The following is a 17,827-nucleotide window of genomic DNA, read 5'->3' as shown; positions in this document are numbered from 1 at the left end:
CGGCCGCCCGAGCTCCGTTGAGACAGGACCGTCATGCGCATCTTCTCCGCCGCCGATATCGCCGCGGCGCTGACCCCGGCCGCCATGGTCGAAGCTCTCCGCGAGGCCTTCCGCGCCCCCATCGAGACGCCGCTCCGCCATCACCACACGGTTGACCGGCCCCACGGGGAAGCCGCCACGCTCCTCCTGATGCCGGCCTGGGACGCCGCGTCCGAGGTCGCCGCCGGCGGCGGCTGGATGGGTGTCAAGATCGTCACGGTCTTCCCCGGCAATGCCCACCGCGGCCGACCCACCGTGGACGGCATCTATCTGTTGATGCGCGGCGCCACGGGGGAACCCGTCGCCGTGCTCGACGGCCGGGCGCTGACCCTTTGGCGCACGGCGGCGGCCTCCGCGCTCGCCGCCTCCTACCTCGCCCGCCAGGATGCCGCGCGTCATCTGATGGTAGGTGCTGGCGCGCTGTCCCGCTTCCTCATCGAAGCGCACGCAAGCATCCGCCCGATCGCCGAGATCGCGGTCTGGAACCGGGATCCGGCCAAGGCCGAGGCGGTGGTGGAAGGCTTGCCCGCCTCGATCGCCGGTCGGCCGGTACGCGCCGTCGTCGCTCGCGACCTGGAGGCGGCCGTTGGCGAGGCCGACATCGTCTCAGCCGCGACGCTCGCGTCCGAACCGCTCGTCCGCGGCGCCTGGCTGAAGCCAGGGGCCCACGTCGATCTTGTCGGCGGCTTCACGCCCGACATGCGAGAGGCCGACGACGAGGCCGTCCGCCGCTCCAGCGTCTTCGTCGACACCAGGGCCGGCGCCGCCCATGAGGCGGGCGACATCGTCCAGCCCCTGCAGTCCGGCGTGCTCGCGGCAACGGGCATCCGCGCCGATCTCTTCGAGCTCTGCCGCGGCGTCCACCCCGGGCGCGGCTCTGAAACCGAGATCACCTTCTTCAAGTCCGTCGGCACTGCGCTGGAGGACCTCGCCGCGGCGAGCCTCGTCTTCCGCCGCTCATGAGCACGCCCGACCTCCTCGTCACCGAACCGGCCGGCGAACCCGCCGGAACGCTGCTGCTGGCCCACGGGGCCGGCGCCCCGATGGACAGCGCCACGCTCGAAGCCGCCGCCGCCGCGCTGGCGGGGCAGGGCGTCCATGTCGTCCGCTTCGAGTTCCCCTACATGGCCGCCCGCCGCACCGGGTCTCGCCGGCCGCCGCCGAAGGCCGAGACCCTCGTCGACGACTACCGCGCCGCTGTCGACGCGACACTCGCCCGCTTCGGGGGACCGCTCCTGATCGGTGGGAAGTCGCTGGGCGGCAGGGTCTCCGTCCTCGCGGCCGGAACGGTCCTCGACTCCCGCGTGCTCGGCGTCGTCGTCTACGGCTATCCCTTCCATCCGCCCGGCAAGCCCGAGGCGACCCGCCTCGCGCCACTCTCCGACTGCCGCCTGCCGGTCACGATCCTCCAGGGCAGCCGCGATCCCTTCGGCACGGCCGAGGACGTCGCGGCCTATCCGCTCCCGGCCACGGTGACGGTGCGCTGGTTCGAGGACGGCGATCACGACCTCAAGCCTCGCAAGGCGAGCGGCCGAACCCTCTCCGGTCATCTGGAAACAGCCGCAGCCGTCGTGCGCAGGCTCTTCGCATGATCGACACTCCTCTGCGATCCGAGGTCGAACGGTCGACCCGGTGGAGCGCCAATCTAACCCGGCCTGTCGGTGCGGGGATAAACCGTTCGGGCGGTGTCGGCGCGCCGGACGGCGTCGTGGCGCTTTCGGGCGCTACGTAGCCCCGATGCGCCACGAAAAACGCGACTACACCGCGTCGGAGGATTCGAACGGCGCGGGATCGAAGTCGTAGACCGTCGAACAGAACTCGCAGGTCACCGTGATCCGCCCGTCGACGGTCATGTCGCGGCGCTCTTCCCCGGTGAAGCTGCGCAGCATGTCGTCGACCCTCTCCCGCGAGCAGCGGCACTGTTCGTGCAACGGTTGGCGCTCGAAGACCCGCACGCCCCGTTCGTGGAAGAGCCGGTAGAGCAGCCGCTCCGCCGTCACCTCCGGATCGGTTAGCTCAACGTCTTCAATGGTTTCCACAAGGCTGCGGGCTTCCGTCCAGGCGTCGTCCTCGTCGTCGCCGAGGTCGTCCGGCGTCCCCTCCGGGGCATCGCCGGGGTGAAGATCGCGCACCCGGACCCGCTCCGGCGCCTCCGGCAGGAACTGCACCAAGAGCCCGCCGGCCCGCCATTCCCGCCTCAGGCCGTCCTGGTCGCGGGTCATCAACTCCCCGACCGCCAGCCGGACCCGGGTCGGGATCTGCTCCGACTGGGCGAAATACTGGTGCGCCGCATCCTCCAGCGATCGTCCGTCGAGCGGCACAACCCCTTGATATCGCGACATGTTCGTGCCCTGGTCGACGGTCATCGCGAGATGTCCGTTGCCCAGGAGATGCTCCGGCCGGTCCCGCCCTTCCGCCACCGAGGCCTCCACCGCCGCCCGGTCGAAACGGGCGCAAGCCCGGATCCGGTCCGGCGTCTCGAAGTCCACCACCAGCATGTGGACCGGCCCGTCGGACTGCGTCTGGACGATGAAACGTCCCTGGAATTTCAACGAGGTACCGAGCAGCGCGGTCAGCGCCACCGCCTCGCCCAGCAGCCGCGACACCGACGGCGGGTAGTCGTGTCGGCCCAGGATCGTGTCCAGCGCCGGCCCCAGGGTGACCACTCGCCCACGCGCATCCAGCGCCTCCACCTGGAAGGGCAGGACGCTGTCGTCGCCGCCCGGCGCCGCAGCCGCTTCGATATCGTTCATCAGCCGATCGCTCCGAGGCACCACGCCAGGATGCCTTTCTGGGCGTGCAGGCGGTTTTCAGCCTCGTCGAACACCACGGACTGCGGCCCGTCCATCACGCTGGCGGTCACTTCCTCCTCGCGGTGAGCGGGGAGACAATGCATGAAGATGGCATCCTTGGACGCCTGAGACATCAAACGGTCGTTCACCTGATAAGGTTTCAGGAGGTTGTGCCGCCGCTCGCCGTCCTCGTCCCCCATCGACACCCAGGTGTCCGTCACCACGCAGTCGACGCCGTCCACCGCCTCGTAGGGGTCGTTGGTCACGGTCACCTTGCCACCGTTCGCCCGCGCCCAGTCGATCGGCTCCGGCCGCGGCGCCAGTTCCGGCGGCGTCGCGATCCTGAGCTCGAAGTCGAACCGCGCCGCCGCGTGGACCCACGACGCCAGCACGTTGTTGCTGTCGCCGGTCCAAGCCACGGTCCGCCCCGCGATCGGCCCACGGTGCTCCTCGAACGTCAGCACGTCAGCCATGATCTGGCAGGGATGCGACAACCGCGTCAGGCCGTTGATCACCGGTACGGTGGCGTTCTCCGCCAGTTCGGTCAGCGCCGCATGGTCCAGGATGCGGATCATGATCGCGTCCACATAGCGCGACAGCACCCGCGCCGTGTCGGCGATCGTCTCGCCGCGGCCGAGCTGCATCTCGTCGCCGGTCAGCATCAGCGTCTCGCCGCCGAGCTGTCGCATCCCGACGTCGAACGATACCCGGGTCCGCGTCGAGGGACGCTCGAACACCATCGCGAGCACCTTGCCGGCGAGCGGCCCGTCGCGTCGCGCCGTCCCCTTCGCCGCTGCCTTCATTTGGGCGCTGGAGGCCAGGATCGAACGCAGGTCCGCCGTCGAGACGTCGGTCAGGTCGAGGAAGTGCCGGATAGGGCTTTCGCCGTTCAGGGACATGGCCGAACTCTCCTCACGCCTTGCCAGCCGACTGCGCGGCCTCGATCCGGGAGGCTGCCGCCTCGATCCGGCGCACCGCCTCGCGCACTTCATCCTCGCCGACGATCAGAGGCGGCAACAGGCGGACCACGTTGTCGCCGGCTCCGATGCCGATCATCGTCTCCGCCCTGAGCGCGTTGACCACGTCCCCCGACGGCACCTTGCACTTCAGGCCGAGCATCAGCCCTTCCCCGCGCACCGTCTCGAACACGGTCGGATGGTGGTCGACCACCTGGGCGAGGCCCTGCTTCAGCCTGAGGCCGATCTCGCGGACATGCTCCAGGAAGCCCGGCGCCAGCGCAACGTCCAGCACCGCGTTGCCGACGGCCATCGCCAGCGGATTGCCGCCGAAGGTCGTGCCGTGGACGCCGGCAACCATGCCGCTCGCCGCGCTCTCCGTGGCGAGGCAGGCACCGACCGGGAAGCCGCCGCCCAGCCCTTTGGCGGAGGCCAGGATATCGGGCGAAACGCCGGACCACTCGTGGGCGAACAGCTTGCCTGTGCGGCCGATGCCGGTCTGCACCTCGTCGAAGATGAGGAGAATACCCTCCCGGTCGCAGAGCTCCCGGAGCCCCTTCAGGCAGACTGCCGGCACCGGCCGGATGCCGCCTTCACCCTGGATCGGCTCGATCAGGATGGCCGCGGTTTCCGGTCCGACGGCGGCCTTCAGGGCCTCATGGTCGCCGAACGGCACCTGGTCGAAGCCTTCGACCACCGGACCGAAGCCCTCCAGGTACTTCTTCTGCCCGCCGGCGGCGATCGTCGCCAGCGTGCGGCCGTGGAAGGCGCCCTCGAAGGTGATGATGCGGTAGCGCTCCGGGCGACCCGCAGCATAATGGAACCGGCGCGCCGTCTTGATCGCGCACTCCAGCGCCTCGGCGCCAGAGTTCGTGAAGAACACCTTGTCGGCGAAGCTGGCGTCGACCAGCCGTTGCGCCAGGCGCTCCTGCTCGGGGATCTCGAACACGTTGGAGACGTGCCAGAGCTTCTCGGCCTGCGCCTTCAGTGCCTCGACGAGATGCGGATGGGCATGCCCCAGCGCGTTGACGGCGATGCCAGCCCCGAAATCCAGCCATCGCGACCCGTCACTCGCCGTCAGCCACGCACCCTCGCCGCGCTCGAACGCCACGTTCGCACGCGCGAAGGTGGAGAACAGCGGGGAGGACGGGGCCGGGTCGGCAGGCGCCGCGGCCGGGCTCTTGATGGCGGTCATGGTGTCACCCGAGGCACGTTGGTCCGGCATCGGTAAAGCCCGTGCTGGACGTGAAAAAACAGGAGACCGCGCCCCCAAGTCGGCAGGCGCGGCCCTCGTCTCCTATACCATGAACGACGGCTTGACTGTCAATGCTGCAGGTCCCGTCTGGCAACCCCTGGATTCATCTTGTGTGGTTCTACGAACACTCGCGCGAAGAAAAGATGAGCCCACCGATTCGCTGCCCTGCAAGCGCCACGATATTTGGGGAAAAGTTCGCCCGACCGAGCGCCGGGCACCGACGCGGCGTTGCCTGCGAGTCTACCGGTATTGTAGCTTGGTCGAAGCCGCTACGAGATGTCGTAGGGAAATCAGGTACAGGGGAGTTTCGCTGCGTGCGTTTCCGGGCGTTCAGTCCGGGCGAGGCGAGACGGATTCTGCCGCTTTTGCGGCGCGAGCGAAGGATTGGATCATGTCCTGGACGGATGAACGCGTGGAGCGACTGAAGTCGTTGTGGTCGGAAGGCCTTTCGGCTAGCCAGATCGCGGCCGAACTCGGCGGCGTCACGCGCAACGCGGTGATCGGCAAGGTGCACCGCCTCGGTCTTTCCGGCCGGGCCAAGCCGCAGGTCCAAGCCGCGCGCCCGGTGGCCGCACCGCGCCACAAGACGGCGGCGCCGTCGCGCCCTGTCGCCCAGGCGCCGCGCTCGTCGATGCCGATTACCATTGGCAACCTCGTCATCAAGTCCGACGAGAACCTGGAGCTCGCTCCGGCCCCGCGCATCCTGCCGGCCGAACCGGAGACCATCACCTACGAGCGGATGAGCATCCTCAACCTCACGGAATCCACCTGCAAGTGGCCGATCGGAGACCCCGGCCGCCCTGACTTCTTCTTCTGCGGTCGCAAGTCCGACAACGGCATTCCCTATTGCGCCTATCACGCGCGGATCGCCTATCAGCCTTCGGCCGAGCGCAAGCGCGACCGCCGCGTCGCGGGATGATCGACGCCACCGCGGACGCGGACAGGCAGGCCGCCGGCCTGCCGCCGGTCCGCTTGCGCGGCCATCACCTGCTCTGCGTGCTGACCTTCGTCGGCAAGGGCTACTCGCCGGCCTTCGTGGCCGGCATGGTCGGCGTGGTGAACCGGCTCTCGGCGGGTTCGGCGATCCGCATCGTCGATGGCCCAGACGATATCTGCGCCGCTCATGTGGCAGAGGAGAGCGAGCCCCACTGCCTCTTGCCGCGCGCCCAGGCCCGTGACGCGGCCGCGCTCGCCGATGTGGGAGCGCTTTTCGGCGTCGATCTCCGGCCGGGCTCGATCTTCGTGTCGCCTGCCGACTGGATCGAGCGCCTGCGCAAGGCCTTCGTCGAGGGCCGGATTCGTGCAGCCTGCGCCGGATGCGAATGGTCGGACCTTTGCACCGCGATCGCGACCGACGGTTTTCCCGGCGTTCAACTCGCCAGCGGGGCTAAACCTGAACCTTCTGGAACGTGAGATAGGCCGGCACCCGCCCTTCGCGCAGCGCCTTCGCCTCGTAGCGTGTCCCGGGCCAGCCCTCCCACGGCAGCCGCCAGTCTCCAGGGATGGTCGCCGTCCAGCGGAAGGCCGGGTGGCGGCGGACGTGGAACAGCGTCCAGTCCACATAGGTGTCGATATCCGAGGCGAAATGGAACGCCCCGCCCGGCTTAAGGACGCGCGCGAACCGATCGAGGTTGTCCGGACCGACAAACCGCCGCTTCCAGTGCCGTCGCTTCGGCCATGGGTCGGGATAGAGCAGAACGATACGGTCGAGGCTGGCGGTCGGCAGCCAGTCCAGCACCTTCACGGCGTCTTCGCTGCAGAGGCGGACATTGGAAAGCCCGTGTCCTTCCACGGCCGCGAGCGCCTTGGCCATGCCGTTCACGAAGGGCTCCACGCCGATGAAGCCGACGTCGCGCCGTTCCAGGGCGCGATGGATCAGGTGCTCGCCGCCCCCGAACCCGATCTCAAGGCGGATCTCCGCGGGCCGCTCCGCGAAGAGATCGGCCAGATCGGCCGGTGCTTCCGTTTCCAGCGGAAGCGCCAGCCGGGGCAGGAGTTCGCTCATCCTCCCCGCCTGGTCGCGGCGTAGCGGCTTGCCCTTGCGCCGCCCGTAGAAGGCGGCCTGGCGCGCTTCGCCTCCCGGCGATCGGGGTGTATCGCCATCGGAATCCGTCATCGTTGCAATCGCCCTGTCGTCCAAATGAAACGGCGCCGGTTGACCGGCGCCGCATGTTCGTTGCCAAGCCGGTCCGAGGACGGCCTGATCAGGCCAGAGCCGCCTTCAGCGTGTCGACGAGGTCGAGCTTCTCCCAGGAGAAGCCGCCGTCCGCGTCCGGTTCGCGGCCGAAATGGCCGTAGGCGGAGGTCCGGGCGTAGATCGGCTTGTTGAGGCCGAGACGTTCGCGGATGCCGCGTGGCGACAACCGCACGATGTCGGGGTTGGACAGGACCGCTTCGAGCTTCTCCGGATCGACCCGGCCGGTGTCGTGCAGGTCGACGTAGATCGACAGCGGGTCGGCGACCCCGATCGCATAGGAGAGCTGGATGGTCGCCTTGTCGGCAAGACCCGCGGCGACCACGTTCTTGGCCAACCACCGCGCCGCATACGCGGCAGAGCGGTCGACCTTGGTCGGATCTTTGCCGGAGAAGGCGCCGCCGCCGTGCGGAGCCGCGCCGCCATAGGTGTCGACGATGATCTTGCGGCCGGTCAGGCCGGCGTCGCCGTCCGGGCCGCCGATCACGAACTTGCCGGTCGGGTTGACGTGCCAGATGGTCTCGTCGGTGATCCAGCCGGCCGGCAGCGTCTCGCGGATATAGGGCTCCACGATGGCGCGGACGTCGCCCGAGGAGAGCCCGTCGCGATGCTGGGTGGACAGCACGATGGAGGTCGCCTCGACCGGCTTGCCGTCGACATAGCGCAGGGTCACCTGGCTCTTGGCGTCGGGTCCGAGGTCGGCTTCCTGGCCGGACTTGCGCACCTCGGCGAGCCGGCGGAGAATCTGGTGCGCATAGAAGATCGGCGCCGGCATCAGCGTCGGCGTTTCCGTGCAGGCATAACCGAACATGATGCCCTGGTCGCCCGCGCCTTCGTCCTTGTTGCCGGAGGCATCGACGCCCTGCGCGATGTCGGAGGACTGCGCGTGCAGGAGGATCTCGACCTGGGCGGTCCGCCAATGGAAACCGTCCTGCTCGTAGCCGATGTCACGGATGGCTTCGCGCGCCAGCTGCTCGATCAGGTCGGAGGTGATGGAACCGGGGCCGCGCACCTCGCCCGCGATCACGACGCGGTTGGTGGTGGCGAGCGTCTCGGCGGCGACCCGGGCTTCGGGTTCCGCTCCGAGGTAGGCATCGACGATGGTGTCGGAGATGCGATCGCAAACCTTGTCCGGATGACCTTCGGACACGGATTCGCTCGTGAAGAGATAGTTCCGTCGAGACATAGGGTGAACCCCTCAAAGTAGCGTAACGCCACTGTGCGTGCGGCACTGCAGCGTGATCCTTCTCGCAAGGGTTCGGCAAAAGATCAAGCGGCGCGCACGGTCGCGGTAAATGCCGGCGCGCCGCAGGTTGTCGGGGCCGCAGCCTCAGGTGACGGGCTCTTCCTCGCCGGCCAGCGACTGCACGAGATCCACGATCCGACGGCGGACGCGGGCATCCTTGATGCGCACGAAGGCCTTGTTTAGCGAAAGGCCTTCGGAGGAGGAGAGAAAATCGACGACATAGGAATGCGGCTGGTTTTCCGCGAATCCAAAGGCTTCATCCGGCGTTCCAGGAGCATCTTCGAAGAAGAAGGAGACCGGGACCTTCAGCACGGTGGCGATATGCTGAAGCCGGCTCGCGCCAACGCGGTTTGTTCCCTTTTCATACTTCTGGATCTGCTGAAAGGTGATGCCGAGAGCCTCACCCAACTTTTCCTGGCTCATCCCCAACATCATACGGCGAAGACGAACGCGACTGCCGACATGAATGTCGATCGGGTTTGGTGATTTTTTGCTGGCCATTTTGTTTCTCGTTCGCGGTTTGACCTGTGAGTCTCTTTTTTTTTTACCGAAGGCGCGGTCTTTTTCTGTCCATCCGGTAGTGTCGAGTTGAAACAACCAGTAGTTATTTCTCGACTGTTCGGATAATCAGCCTGGGTTTAGTGGTTGTCAACTCTTCCACGGTTACTTGCGCGCGCCTGCGGCTATGAAGATGGCCGAAAACAGGTAGAACGTTAATAAGAAATATGAGCCATAGTCGGAAAAAACAGTCGCAAGGATAGGACTGGGAACGGTGGAATCGACTGTTCCGCGATTGCCGAGTCCTTCCTGCGCAACCACACGGCCGTAAGGATCGACCACCGCGGAAATGCCGGTATTTGCTGCCCGTAGAACGGGTATTCCTTCTTCGATTGCACGAAGCCGCGCCTGGTCCAGGTGCTGGTACGGCCCGGAGGTTGCACCGAACCACCCATCGTTCGTCACATTGATGAGAATGGACGGCCGATCTTCGGCCGCGGTGGCCGCGCCGGGAAAGATGATCTCGTAGCAGATCAGGAAACCGACCTTGATCGCGCCGGGAATCACCAGTGTTCGCAAGCCAGGCCCGGAGGAAAAACCTCCGACGGATTGCACCAGTTGCTTCAGGCCGATGCGGCCGAGGACATCCTCCATGGGCAGGTATTCGCCGAACGGCACGAGGTGCGCCTTGTCATAGGCGTCCACGATCCGGCCGCGATCGTCCACCACGTAGACGCTGTTGAAATACTGTTTCGCCCCGTCGCCGCCCGGCACGACGCGCGGCGCCCCGGTGATCAGGGTCGTGCCGACCGGCAGCATGTCGCCGATCTGCGACAGCGCCTGCGGCTCCTCGGTCAGGAAGAAGGGGACCGCCGTCTCCGGCCAGATGATGTGCGTGAAGCTGATCGCGCCGAGTGTCTCCGGGCCGGTCTTCAGGTCGGAGAGCTCGACCAGCGTGTCGAGCGTCTTCTTGGCCTCGTCCGGATCCCACTTCAGCGATTGCGCGATCGCCGGCTGCACGATCCGCACCCGCATGTCCGGGATCACCGCGTCTCCGGGCGCACCCGCATGGGCGAGCCGCAGCACGCCATAGCCGACATCCGCGGCCAGGAGGAGCGCCGCGATGCCGAGCGCCGCCTGCCGGGTCCAGCGTCGCCGAGGGGCGTCGAGCAGCACGACAGGGGCAGCGGCGACCACCAGCGTAAGGGCGGTGAGGCCATAGACGCCCACCACGCTCGCTGCCTGGGCCGTCACGTCGGTGAAGCCGGCAGCCTGGCCGAGGAGGTTCCACGGAAACCCGGTGAGCACATGCCCCCGCAGCCACTCCGCCGTGGTGAGGCCGACGGCCAGTGCGAAGATCCGCATCGGGCTCTCCACCCAGAGGAACCGGGCGATCAGCGTGCCGAACGCGAAGAACAGAGCCAGACCCGCGGGCAGGGCGACCACCGCGAACGGCATCATCCACCCGAAGGCCTCGGCGTCGACCAGGAAGGCTGCTCCGACCCACCAGAGGCCGGCCAGGAAGTAGCCGAACCCGAACCACCAGCCGACCGCCGCCGCCGGTCGGGCCCGCCGGACGCCGTGCGCCGCTGGCGCGATCGCCCCGTCTAGGAGCAGCACCAGCACCGGGATCGTCAGGAGCAGGATCGGCGCCGCGTGGATCGGGGCCAGCGACAGGGCGGAGAGGGCTCCGGCGACGAAGGCGACGAGAAACCGCCGCCACCCCCAGGACAGGATCACGGCATCCGCGACCGATCGCATCGTCTCTCCTTCAGGAAGCAACCCACCTCGTCCGCCCCCGGGCTGGTCGAAGCCGAATCAGCGGATTCGACCGGAGCGTGGTCGGCTCCGATCGGTCAGGTCAAGCTTGGGTCGCTCGGGAAACGGTTTGTCCGCCGGTTCTGCGAAAAACCGGCTGGTCCGCGTCACCCCGGATGGGGCGGGACCGCGTCCAGCACATGGCTGCGGCCGCTTACCTCGCCGTCGGCGAGCTTCAGGATCCGCACCTTCTGCAGGCGCCGCGGATCTGCTTCCACCACCTCGATCTCGAAGCCCGGCAGCTCGTCCGCCGTCACCACCTCGCCCCGGGCCGGGATCCTGCCGAGCAGCGCGAACAGCAGGCCGCCAAGCGTGTCCACTTCGTCGTCGTAGTCGTCGACCTTGAACTCGGGCCCGATCACCGCCACCACGTCGTCGAGGTCTGCGCGCGCGTCGGCGAGATAGACGCCCTCGCCGGTCTCCGTGACCATCGGCGCGTCCTCTTCGTCGTGCTCGTCGTCGATCTCCCCGACGATGGTCTCCACCACGTCTTCGATGGAGACGATGCCGTCCGTTCCGCCGTACTCGTCGATCACCAGGGCCATCTGGATCCGCGCCGCCTGCATCTTCGCCAGCAGGTCGGTGGCCGGCATCGAGGGCGGCACGAAGAGCACCGGCCTGACCAGTTCGGCCTGCACCAGCGGCAACGACAGGTCCACCAGCCCGAGGTCGAGGGAGATGTCCTCTCCTTCGCCTGTCTGGCGCCGGCCCCGCGTGGTCACGTAGGCCATCAGGTCCTTGATGTGGACCATGCCCACCGCGTCGTCGAGCGTCTTGCGGTAGACCGGCATGCGCGAATGGCCGGACTGTTCGAAGGTCAGGAGCAGGTCGGACAGCGGGATCTCCTCGGACACGGCCTCGATATCCGCCCGCGGCACCATCACGTCGTCGACGCGCGTTTCGCGCAGCCGGAGGATGTTGCGGATCATCGCCCGCTCTTCCGGCGAGAAGGCCGCGTCGAGCGCGTCCTCCTGGCTGAGCGCCGTCTCCAGGTTCTGCCTGAGCGAGGCAGGTCGGAAGCCGAAGGCCTCCCGCAGCCGGTCCAGCCAGCTGACGATCGGAAGCGGCGTCCCGTTCGTGTCCACGCCGGTGCCTGCTGGGGGCATGCCGGGAGCCACGAAGGAGGCCGCGCTGCTACTCTGTGTGTCGCTGTCGCTCATCGGTCCAAAGAATCCCGCCCCGGTCCCTCAGTGGCCTGCCCCGTCCATCGGCGGCTCGGCGTAAGGGTCGGGGATGTCGAGCGCCGCGAGGATGTCGGTTTCCAGCCGCTCCATCTCCTCGGCCTCGTCGTCCTGCATGTGATCGTAGCCGACCAGATGCAGAAAACCATGCACGATCATGTGGGTCAGATGATGACTGAAAGGAAGCCCGCCGTCGATGGCCTCCCGCACGACGGTCTCATGCGCCACGACGATGTCGCCCAGAAGCGGGCCATAGGCGTCCGCATCCGGATCGTCTTGGGGGAAGGAAAGCACATTGGTGGGTTTGTCGATGCCGCGGTGCTCGCGGTTGAGCACCCGCACGCTCGCATCGTCGGTGAGAAGCACCGAAACCTCCGAGCCCGGCATGATCTCCGCGTCGGCTCTGGAGGCGGCCAGCGCCACCGCCCCGGAGATCATCGCCTCCAGGATCTCCGGATCACCCCAGTCGCCCGCTTCGATCCGAATGTCGGCGATCACCTCGGACCCGATCACGCGCCGCCTTCCTTGCGCGCCAGCTTGTCGCGCGAGTCGTCGTCGTAGGCCTTGACGATGCGGGCGACCAGTTCGTGGCGCACCACGTCCTCGTGGGTGAAGCGCACCTGCACGACGCCCGGCGTCTCCTTCAGGATCCGCGTCGCCTCGACCAGGCCGGACACCTGGCCGGGCGGCAGGTCCACCTGCGTCGGGTCGCCGGTGACGATCATCTTGGAGCCATCGCCGAGGCGGGTCAGGAACATCTTCATCTGCATCGACGTGGTGTTCTGCGCCTCGTCCAGGATCACCGCGGCGTTGGCGAGCGTGCGCCCGCGCATGAAGGCGAGCGGCGCCACTTCGATCGCTCCGGAGGTGAGCGCGCGCTCCACCTTTTCCGGCTGCATCATGTCGTAGAGTGCGTCATAGAGCGGCCTGAGGTAGGGGTCGATCTTCTCCCGCATGTCACCGGGCAGGAAGCCGAGCCGCTCCCCCGCCTCGACCGCCGGCCGGGACAGGATCAGCCGCGCGACATCGCCCCGCTCCAGCAGGGCGGCCGCGTAGGCGACGGCGAGATAGGTCTTGCCAGTGCCGGCCGGACCCAGCCCGAACACCAACGACGAACGATCCATCGCACGGATGTAGGCGTCCTGTGCCGGGTTGCGGGCGACCACCGTCTTACGGCGTGTGGCGATCTGCGCCAGCTTCAGCCGCGTCTTCGGCTCCAACGTCGGCAGCGCCAGCTGTCCCTCGACGGCGATGGCCATGCGGATCGCTCCTTCCACGTCGCCGGTCCCGACTTCCTCCCCGGCCTGCAGCCGACCGTAGAGCGCCTCCAGAACGTCCCGGGCCCGTGCGCAGGCGTCATGGGGCCCGCGGATGGTGACCTGGTTGCCCCTGGCGGTGGCGTCCACTCCGAGCCTCTGCTCCACGAGGGCGAGGTTCTGGTCGAACTGACCGTAGAGATCGCCGATCAGACGGTTGTCGTCGAAAACGAGCACCACGTGGGTCATGTCCGAGGCGTGGGTCATTCGAGCTCCGGAACGGCGAGGAAGGGAAGGTCGGCCGCCGTCATGCCGATTTCCGAACGGGGTCCTGGGCGGCCGGTTCCAGCCGCCCGAACAGGCTGTGATGACCGGTGCCTTCGATCAGCACCGGAGCGATGGTGCCGATCAGGTCGGGAGAGCCCTGCACGTGGACGGGCTGCAGGTAGGGCGACCGGCCGACCATCTGCCCCGGCATGCGTCCGGGTTTCTCGAACAGCACATCCAGCGTACGGCCGACGAGACTGGCCGAGAAGGCCGCTTCCTGTGCGTTGATGAGGGCTTGGAGACGCTGCAGACGCTCGTCCTTCACCGCCTCGGGGACTTGAGCCTCGATCTCCGCGGCCGGCGTCCCTGGCCTCGGCGAGTACTTGAACGAGAAGGACGCGGCATAGCCGGCCTGCCGGATGATCTCCAGCGAGGCTTCGAAATCGGCGTCGGTCTCGCCGGGGAAGCCGACGATGAAGTCGCCGGACAGCGCCAGATCCGGCCGCGCAGCGCGGATCCGATCGACCAGGCGCAGATAGTCGCTCGCCGTATGCCGCCGGTTCATCGCCGCCAGGATGGTGTCCGATCCCGACTGCACCGGCAGGTGAAGGTAGGGCATCAGCTGCGGCATGTCCCGATGCGCGGCGATCAGCTCGTCGTCCATGTCGCGAGGGTGGCTGGTCGTGTAGCGCAGCCGGTCGAGCCCCGGAATGTCAGCGATGCGGGCGAGCAGGCGGGCAAGGTTCACCGGCCGCCCGTCAGCCCCCTCACCGTGGTAGGCGTTGACGTTCTGGCCGAGCAGGGTCACTTCCCGGACGCCTGCGTCAGCCAGCCGGCGCGCTTCCTCAAGGATCTTGTCGGCCGGTCGGGAGACTTCCGAGCCACGTGTGTAGGGCACCACGCAGAAGGTGCAGAACTTGTCGCAGCCTTCCTGGACGGTGAGGAACGCCGAAACGCCGCGAGACCGTGTCCGGGCGGCGGTCGCCGGCGTGAGGTGGTCGAACTTGTCCTCCGCAGGGAATTCCGTCTCCACCACGCGGGACCGGCGCGCGGGCTTCGGCGCCTCGGTTTCCGACGGCCGTTCGCCGCCCGCGACCCTGTCGAGCAGCGCAGGCAGGCGGTGATAGGTCTGCGGTCCGAACACCATGTCCACCACGGGCGCCCGGCGGATGATCTCTTCGCCCTCCGCCTGGGCGACGCAGCCGGCGACGGCAACCACCGTTTCGCGGCCGGTCTGGGCCCGTTCGGCCTTCATCACGCGGATCCGGCCGAGTTCGGAATAGACTTTCTCGGCCGCCTTCTCGCGGATGTGGCAGGTGTTGAGGATCACCAGATCGGCGTCGGCCATCTCGGTGGTGGGCACATAGCCGAGCGGCGCCAACGTGTCCGACATCCGTTCGGAGTCGTAGACGTTCATCTGGCAGCCGTAGGTCTTGATGAAGACAGTCTTCTGCGCCGTCACGTGATGGAACCATTGCTCCTGGACCCGGCCGCAAGGGCCGGAGGTTTTCTGAAGGGCAGACGTCTATCCGGTTTCGCCTCCCTTGAGAATAGCGCCTCCTTCAACCCCGCGCGACTGGCTTGTCCCGTCATCCCCCGGTGCGAAGGGTTTCGGCGAGAAGCAGCCGGACGCTGGCCTCGGCTTGGGCGGTCACCCGCTTGCGGTCGCCGTCGCGGTCGAACGAGATCGGCTCGCCGAACAGCACGGTGACGTCGACTGCACCCTCGCGGGCGATCTGCATCAGGTGGGGCGGCAGCTCGATGTCCCCGATCCACGAGACCAGCGGACGCCACTGGCGCCCCATCGGCAGGCCTTGCAGCCGCGTGTAGGCCACCGCGACCGGCTGGACGAGCACGTGGCTGTGGCCGCCTGCATCGATGGCGGCCCGGGCTGCGCCGATCAAGGACGACCGGAACGGCAGCAGCATGTTGCCGTCCCCCGTGGTGCCCTCCGCGAACAGCACCATCGCATCGCCGTCGGACAGCCGTTCGGCGATCTCGCGCGCCTGGTCCTGCGTCTTGCTTCGGCGTTCGCGCTCCACGAACACGGTACGCTGCAGTCTGGCCAGCGACCCGAACAGCGGCCAGGTCGCGACTTCGCTCTTGGCGATGAAGCACACCGGAAACAGCGAGCCGATCACCACGATGTCGAGCCAGGAGACGTGGTTGGCCGCGATCAGCAGCGGGCGGCCGGTTTCCGGCGTGCCCCGGACCGTGACGCGCACGCCGAGCACACGGCAGGCGAACCGGTGGAAAAAAATCGGCAGGCGATGGCTGAGCCGCCAGCCGAAGCGCAGCGCCAGCATCTGCACGGGGATGACCAGCAGCGCCACGAGCACGAAGGGCGGCAGGACGACGAAAGGTCTGAGCCGCGCCCAAGTCACCCCGGTCAGGCCCTTTTCTTGGGATCGTCGAGCGGCACCGCGTAGAGCTCCAGGCGATGATCCACCAGGCGGTAGCCGAGCCGCTTGGCGATCAGATCCTGCAGCGCCTCGATCTCTTCGTTGCGGAACTCGATCACCTGTCCGGACCGGAGATCGATCAGGTGGTCGTGGTGCTCGTCCGGAACGGTCTCGTAGCGCGAACGCCCGTCGCGGAAGTCGTGCCGGGCGATGATGCCCGCATCCTCGAACAGCTTGACCGTGCGATACACCGTGGAGATCGAGATCTTGTCGTCGATTGCCGAGGCGCGCCGGTAGACCTCCTCCACGTCGGGGTGGTCGGTCGAGTTCTCCAGAACGCGCGCGATCACCCGGCGCTGCTCGGTCATGCGCATGCCCTTCGACACGCACTGGTCTTCCAAGGTCGCAGGCTTCGGATCGTGGTTCACGGGCATCTGTCTCGACTGGCGCCGTTCGGCCTCGGGAAATGCGATTAGGTGAGATCGGCTCGCATGACAAGGGCCGCGGAGGCCTTGGCGCCCGGCGCCGCATAGTACTGGCCGCGTCGCCCGACCTGCAAGAAGCCGAGCCGGCCGTAGAGCGTCAGGGCCGGGACGTTGCCCTCGTCCACCTCGAGGAACAGGGCCTTGACGCGGTCGTGGTAGAGCCGACGGATCGCCTCGTCCATCAGCCGGCGGGCATGGCCCTTCCCGCGATGGCGCGGGTTCACCGCAAGCGTCAACACTTCCGCCTCGTCGGCGGTGGCGCGGACCATCACGAAGCCGATCGGGCTCCGCGTTCCGAACGGCGAACTGCGACGGAGCACGACCGTGATCACCCGGTCTTGGACCAGCAGCGCCTCGATCTCGGCAGGTGACCAGCCGCGATGGAAGGACGCCGCATGGATCTCGGCGAGATCGTCGACGTCGCTGAGCTTGGCGCTGTCCAGCATGGCGGGATGAGGTTCATACCAGAAGATCATCGTCAACCGGCCTCTTGTCGGAGGAGGCCCGCGATGCCGGCCTGCGGTTTGGCGTCAGGGGGCCGGAGGTAGAGCGGTGCCGGCGGACGAGACTCGGGTGTGAGGCCGGCGGCAAGCCGCGCGATCGCTCGCGGATCGGGGCCCGCGAGGTCCACCGTTGGCGGAACACGAAGCCCGGAGGCGACCGCGTGATGGGCGAGAATGGCGGCACCGGAGCCGACAATCACGCTCGCCCGATCGCCGACCGCCTGGAAAACGCCGTCCGCATCGGCTGCAAACGGCGGAATGAGCACCCTGCCGTGCGCATCGAACAGCCCGGCGTAGACTTCGCCGCGCCGGGCGTCGACCGCGGCAAGGACGGGGCCGTTCGGTTTCTCGGCCAGCGAAGCGGCAAGAGCGGTCAGCGTATCGACCCCGACCACGGGCTTGCCGGTGGCCAGCGCGAAGCCGCGTGCCGCTGCAATCGCAACGCGGATCCCGGTGAAGCTGCCGGGACCGATCCCGACGGCGAACCGGTCGACGTCGCCGATCGCAAGGCCCGCCTCGCGAAGCACCGCGTCGACGAGAGCGAACAGGCGTTCCGAATGGCCGCGTTCCATCGGCTCCGACCGGGCGGCATCGACGCGTCCGCCGTCGCAGAGCGCGACGGAGGTCTGGCTGAGGGCGGTGTCGAGGGCGAGGACCAGCATGGTCGGAGCGCTTATCCCAAAGGCGGTCGCCGTGTCGAGCCGGCGGGTTCACTCCGACCCTCGTCCGTGTATAACGGCTGCAAGTTAATGTTCCGCGCAATGCGCCGTTTGGGGAACCGACCCGTGGCGAAGAACCGTCCGCCCGCCCGTGGCGGCAAAACCAGCCGGCCGACCCGGACCGACGAGCCCTGGCGAACGCGCAGCGAGCCCGCGCGGCCCGAGCGTCCGGCGCAGGGCCGCGTTGAGCCCGACCGCCGCCCGCGTCCCGATCCC

Annotated in this window: 19 protein-coding genes; 4 read left to right on the top strand and 15 right to left on the bottom strand. The window is 67.8% G+C overall.

What is annotated here, in order from left to right:
• The first annotated feature begins 33 nt into the window (after positions 1-33).
• Complete coding sequence (lhpI, locus tag HZ321_RS05020) at positions 34-1,002, top strand: bifunctional Delta(1)-pyrroline-2-carboxylate/Delta(1)-piperideine-2-carboxylate reductase (RefSeq protein ID WP_181700803.1); 969 nt, start codon at positions 34-36, stop codon at positions 1,000-1,002.
• A complete protein-coding gene (locus HZ321_RS05015) occupies positions 999-1,631 on the top strand; it encodes an alpha/beta family hydrolase (RefSeq protein WP_181700801.1) in 633 nt (210 codons plus the stop codon). Before lhpI ends, HZ321_RS05015 begins: the two co-directional genes overlap by 4 nt.
• A gap of 165 nt (positions 1,632-1,796) precedes the next feature.
• Here the strand turns inward: HZ321_RS05015 and HZ321_RS05010 are convergent, their stop codons facing one another.
• The 3 genes from HZ321_RS05010 to HZ321_RS05000 are packed head-to-tail and all read right to left on the bottom strand — an operon-like array spanning position 1,797 to position 4,982.
• Positions 1,797-2,792, bottom strand: a complete 996-nt coding sequence (locus HZ321_RS05010; RefSeq protein ID WP_181700799.1) for an Hsp33 family molecular chaperone — start codon at positions 2,790-2,792, stop codon at positions 1,797-1,799.
• Positions 2,792-3,730 (bottom strand): ornithine carbamoyltransferase, encoded by a 939-nt coding sequence (gene argF / locus HZ321_RS05005; protein ID WP_181700797.1) that lies wholly within the window; start codon positions 3,728-3,730, stop codon positions 2,792-2,794. The genes HZ321_RS05010 and argF overlap by 1 nt, the downstream gene beginning before the upstream one ends.
• Positions 3,731-3,743: 13 nt before the next feature.
• A complete protein-coding gene (locus HZ321_RS05000; RefSeq protein WP_181700795.1) occupies positions 3,744-4,982 on the bottom strand; it encodes an aspartate aminotransferase family protein in 1,239 nt (412 codons plus the stop codon).
• A 451-nt stretch (positions 4,983-5,433) separates the two neighbouring features.
• Between HZ321_RS05000 and HZ321_RS04995 the strand changes: the two genes are divergently transcribed.
• Positions 5,434-5,961, top strand: coding sequence for a GcrA family cell cycle regulator (locus HZ321_RS04995; protein WP_181700793.1), 528 nt, complete (start codon positions 5,434-5,436; stop codon positions 5,959-5,961).
• Positions 5,958-6,455 (top strand): DUF1284 domain-containing protein, encoded by a 498-nt coding sequence (locus HZ321_RS04990; protein ID WP_181700791.1) that lies wholly within the window; start codon positions 5,958-5,960, stop codon positions 6,453-6,455. Before HZ321_RS04995 ends, HZ321_RS04990 begins: the two co-directional genes overlap by 4 nt.
• On the opposite strand, the gene trmB is transcribed toward HZ321_RS04990, so the two are convergent.
• The 12 genes from trmB to tsaB form a co-directional block, all read right to left on the bottom strand.
• Positions 6,430-7,158, bottom strand: a complete 729-nt coding sequence (gene trmB / locus HZ321_RS04985; RefSeq protein WP_181700789.1) for a tRNA (guanosine(46)-N7)-methyltransferase TrmB — start codon at positions 7,156-7,158, stop codon at positions 6,430-6,432. The genes HZ321_RS04990 and trmB overlap by 26 nt on opposite strands.
• Positions 7,159-7,246: 88 nt before the next feature.
• Complete coding sequence (metK, locus tag HZ321_RS04980; RefSeq protein ID WP_181700787.1) at positions 7,247-8,422, bottom strand: methionine adenosyltransferase; 1,176 nt, start codon at positions 8,420-8,422, stop codon at positions 7,247-7,249.
• A gap of 144 nt (positions 8,423-8,566) precedes the next feature.
• Positions 8,567-8,983 (bottom strand): helix-turn-helix domain-containing protein, encoded by a 417-nt coding sequence (locus HZ321_RS04975; RefSeq protein ID WP_181700785.1) that lies wholly within the window; start codon positions 8,981-8,983, stop codon positions 8,567-8,569.
• Positions 8,984-9,145: 162 nt separating this feature from the next.
• Entirely contained in the window at positions 9,146-10,741 is a 1,596-nt protein-coding gene (lnt, locus tag HZ321_RS04970) for an apolipoprotein N-acyltransferase (RefSeq protein ID WP_181700783.1), read from the bottom strand.
• A gap of 164 nt (positions 10,742-10,905) precedes the next feature.
• Positions 10,906-11,958, bottom strand: a complete 1,053-nt coding sequence (locus HZ321_RS04965) for a hemolysin family protein (RefSeq protein ID WP_244635572.1) — start codon at positions 11,956-11,958, stop codon at positions 10,906-10,908.
• A 27-nt stretch (positions 11,959-11,985) separates the two neighbouring features.
• Complete coding sequence (ybeY, locus tag HZ321_RS04960; RefSeq protein WP_425305370.1) at positions 11,986-12,492, bottom strand: rRNA maturation RNase YbeY; 507 nt, start codon at positions 12,490-12,492, stop codon at positions 11,986-11,988.
• Positions 12,489-13,502, bottom strand: a complete 1,014-nt coding sequence (locus HZ321_RS04955; protein ID WP_206682718.1) for a PhoH family protein — start codon at positions 13,500-13,502, stop codon at positions 12,489-12,491. Before HZ321_RS04955 ends, ybeY begins: the two co-directional genes overlap by 4 nt.
• 40 nt (positions 13,503-13,542) lie before the next feature.
• Positions 13,543-14,964: a tRNA (N6-isopentenyl adenosine(37)-C2)-methylthiotransferase MiaB gene (gene miaB, locus HZ321_RS04950; RefSeq protein WP_342343806.1), complete on the bottom strand. Its 1,422-nt coding sequence runs from the start codon at positions 14,962-14,964 to the stop codon at positions 13,543-13,545.
• A gap of 127 nt (positions 14,965-15,091) precedes the next feature.
• Positions 15,092-15,886 (bottom strand): lyso-ornithine lipid O-acyltransferase, encoded by a 795-nt coding sequence (olsA, locus tag HZ321_RS04945; RefSeq protein WP_342343805.1) that lies wholly within the window; start codon positions 15,884-15,886, stop codon positions 15,092-15,094.
• A 5-nt stretch (positions 15,887-15,891) separates the two neighbouring features.
• The gene (locus HZ321_RS04940; RefSeq protein WP_244635673.1) at positions 15,892-16,278 is read right to left on the bottom strand and encodes a Fur family transcriptional regulator; all 387 of its coding nucleotides are present in this window, start codon (positions 16,276-16,278) and stop codon (positions 15,892-15,894) included.
• A 98-nt stretch (positions 16,279-16,376) separates the two neighbouring features.
• Positions 16,377-16,865, bottom strand: a complete 489-nt coding sequence (locus HZ321_RS04935) for a GNAT family N-acetyltransferase (protein WP_181700779.1) — start codon at positions 16,863-16,865, stop codon at positions 16,377-16,379.
• Positions 16,866-16,867: 2 nt separating this feature from the next.
• Positions 16,868-17,554, bottom strand: a complete 687-nt coding sequence (gene tsaB / locus HZ321_RS04930) for a tRNA (adenosine(37)-N6)-threonylcarbamoyltransferase complex dimerization subunit type 1 TsaB (protein ID WP_181700777.1) — start codon at positions 17,552-17,554, stop codon at positions 16,868-16,870.
• Positions 17,555-17,827: the final 273 nt, after the last annotated feature.

This window comes from Chthonobacter albigriseus, assembly GCF_013839445.1.
Taxonomy (GTDB): Bacteria; Pseudomonadota; Alphaproteobacteria; order Rhizobiales; family Pleomorphomonadaceae; genus Chthonobacter; species Chthonobacter albigriseus.
Note: the sequence above shows the minus strand (reverse complement) of the source record. Positions and strands in the feature narration are given on the sequence as shown.

What these genes read in the sequence shown, in the direction of transcription:
- trmB (WP_181700789.1), bottom strand. Translation starts at nt 7,158, where the DNA reads ATGACGGATTCCGATGGCGATACACCCCGATCGCCGGGAGGCGAAGCG.
- HZ321_RS04995 (WP_181700793.1), top strand. Translation starts at nt 5,434, where the DNA reads ATGTCCTGGACGGATGAACGCGTGGAGCGACTGAAGTCGTTGTGGTCG.
- HZ321_RS04955 (WP_206682718.1), bottom strand. Translation starts at nt 13,502, where the DNA reads ATGACCCACGCCTCGGACATGACCCACGTGGTGCTCGTTTTCGACGAC.
- HZ321_RS04975 (WP_181700785.1), bottom strand. Translation starts at nt 8,983, where the DNA reads ATGGCCAGCAAAAAATCACCAAACCCGATCGACATTCATGTCGGCAGT.
- HZ321_RS04940 (WP_244635673.1), bottom strand. Translation starts at nt 16,278, where the DNA reads ATGCGCATGACCGAGCAGCGCCGGGTGATCGCGCGCGTTCTGGAGAAC.
- lnt (WP_181700783.1), bottom strand. Translation starts at nt 10,741, where the DNA reads ATGCGATCGGTCGCGGATGCCGTGATCCTGTCCTGGGGGTGGCGGCGG.
- HZ321_RS05000 (WP_181700795.1), bottom strand. Translation starts at nt 4,982, where the DNA reads ATGACCGCCATCAAGAGCCCGGCCGCGGCGCCTGCCGACCCGGCCCCG.
- tsaB (WP_181700777.1), bottom strand. Translation starts at nt 17,554, where the DNA reads ATGCTGGTCCTCGCCCTCGACACCGCCCTCAGCCAGACCTCCGTCGCG.
- HZ321_RS04990 (WP_181700791.1), top strand. Translation starts at nt 5,958, where the DNA reads ATGATCGACGCCACCGCGGACGCGGACAGGCAGGCCGCCGGCCTGCCG.
- HZ321_RS04935 (WP_181700779.1), bottom strand. Translation starts at nt 16,865, where the DNA reads ATGATCTTCTGGTATGAACCTCATCCCGCCATGCTGGACAGCGCCAAG.
- HZ321_RS04965 (WP_244635572.1), bottom strand. Translation starts at nt 11,958, where the DNA reads ATGAGCGACAGCGACACACAGAGTAGCAGCGCGGCCTCCTTCGTGGCT.
- HZ321_RS05015 (WP_181700801.1), top strand. Translation starts at nt 999, where the DNA reads ATGAGCACGCCCGACCTCCTCGTCACCGAACCGGCCGGCGAACCCGCC.
- argF (WP_181700797.1), bottom strand. Translation starts at nt 3,730, where the DNA reads ATGTCCCTGAACGGCGAAAGCCCTATCCGGCACTTCCTCGACCTGACC.
- HZ321_RS05010 (WP_181700799.1), bottom strand. Translation starts at nt 2,792, where the DNA reads ATGAACGATATCGAAGCGGCTGCGGCGCCGGGCGGCGACGACAGCGTC.
- lhpI (WP_181700803.1), top strand. Translation starts at nt 34, where the DNA reads ATGCGCATCTTCTCCGCCGCCGATATCGCCGCGGCGCTGACCCCGGCC.
- metK (WP_181700787.1), bottom strand. Translation starts at nt 8,422, where the DNA reads ATGTCTCGACGGAACTATCTCTTCACGAGCGAATCCGTGTCCGAAGGT.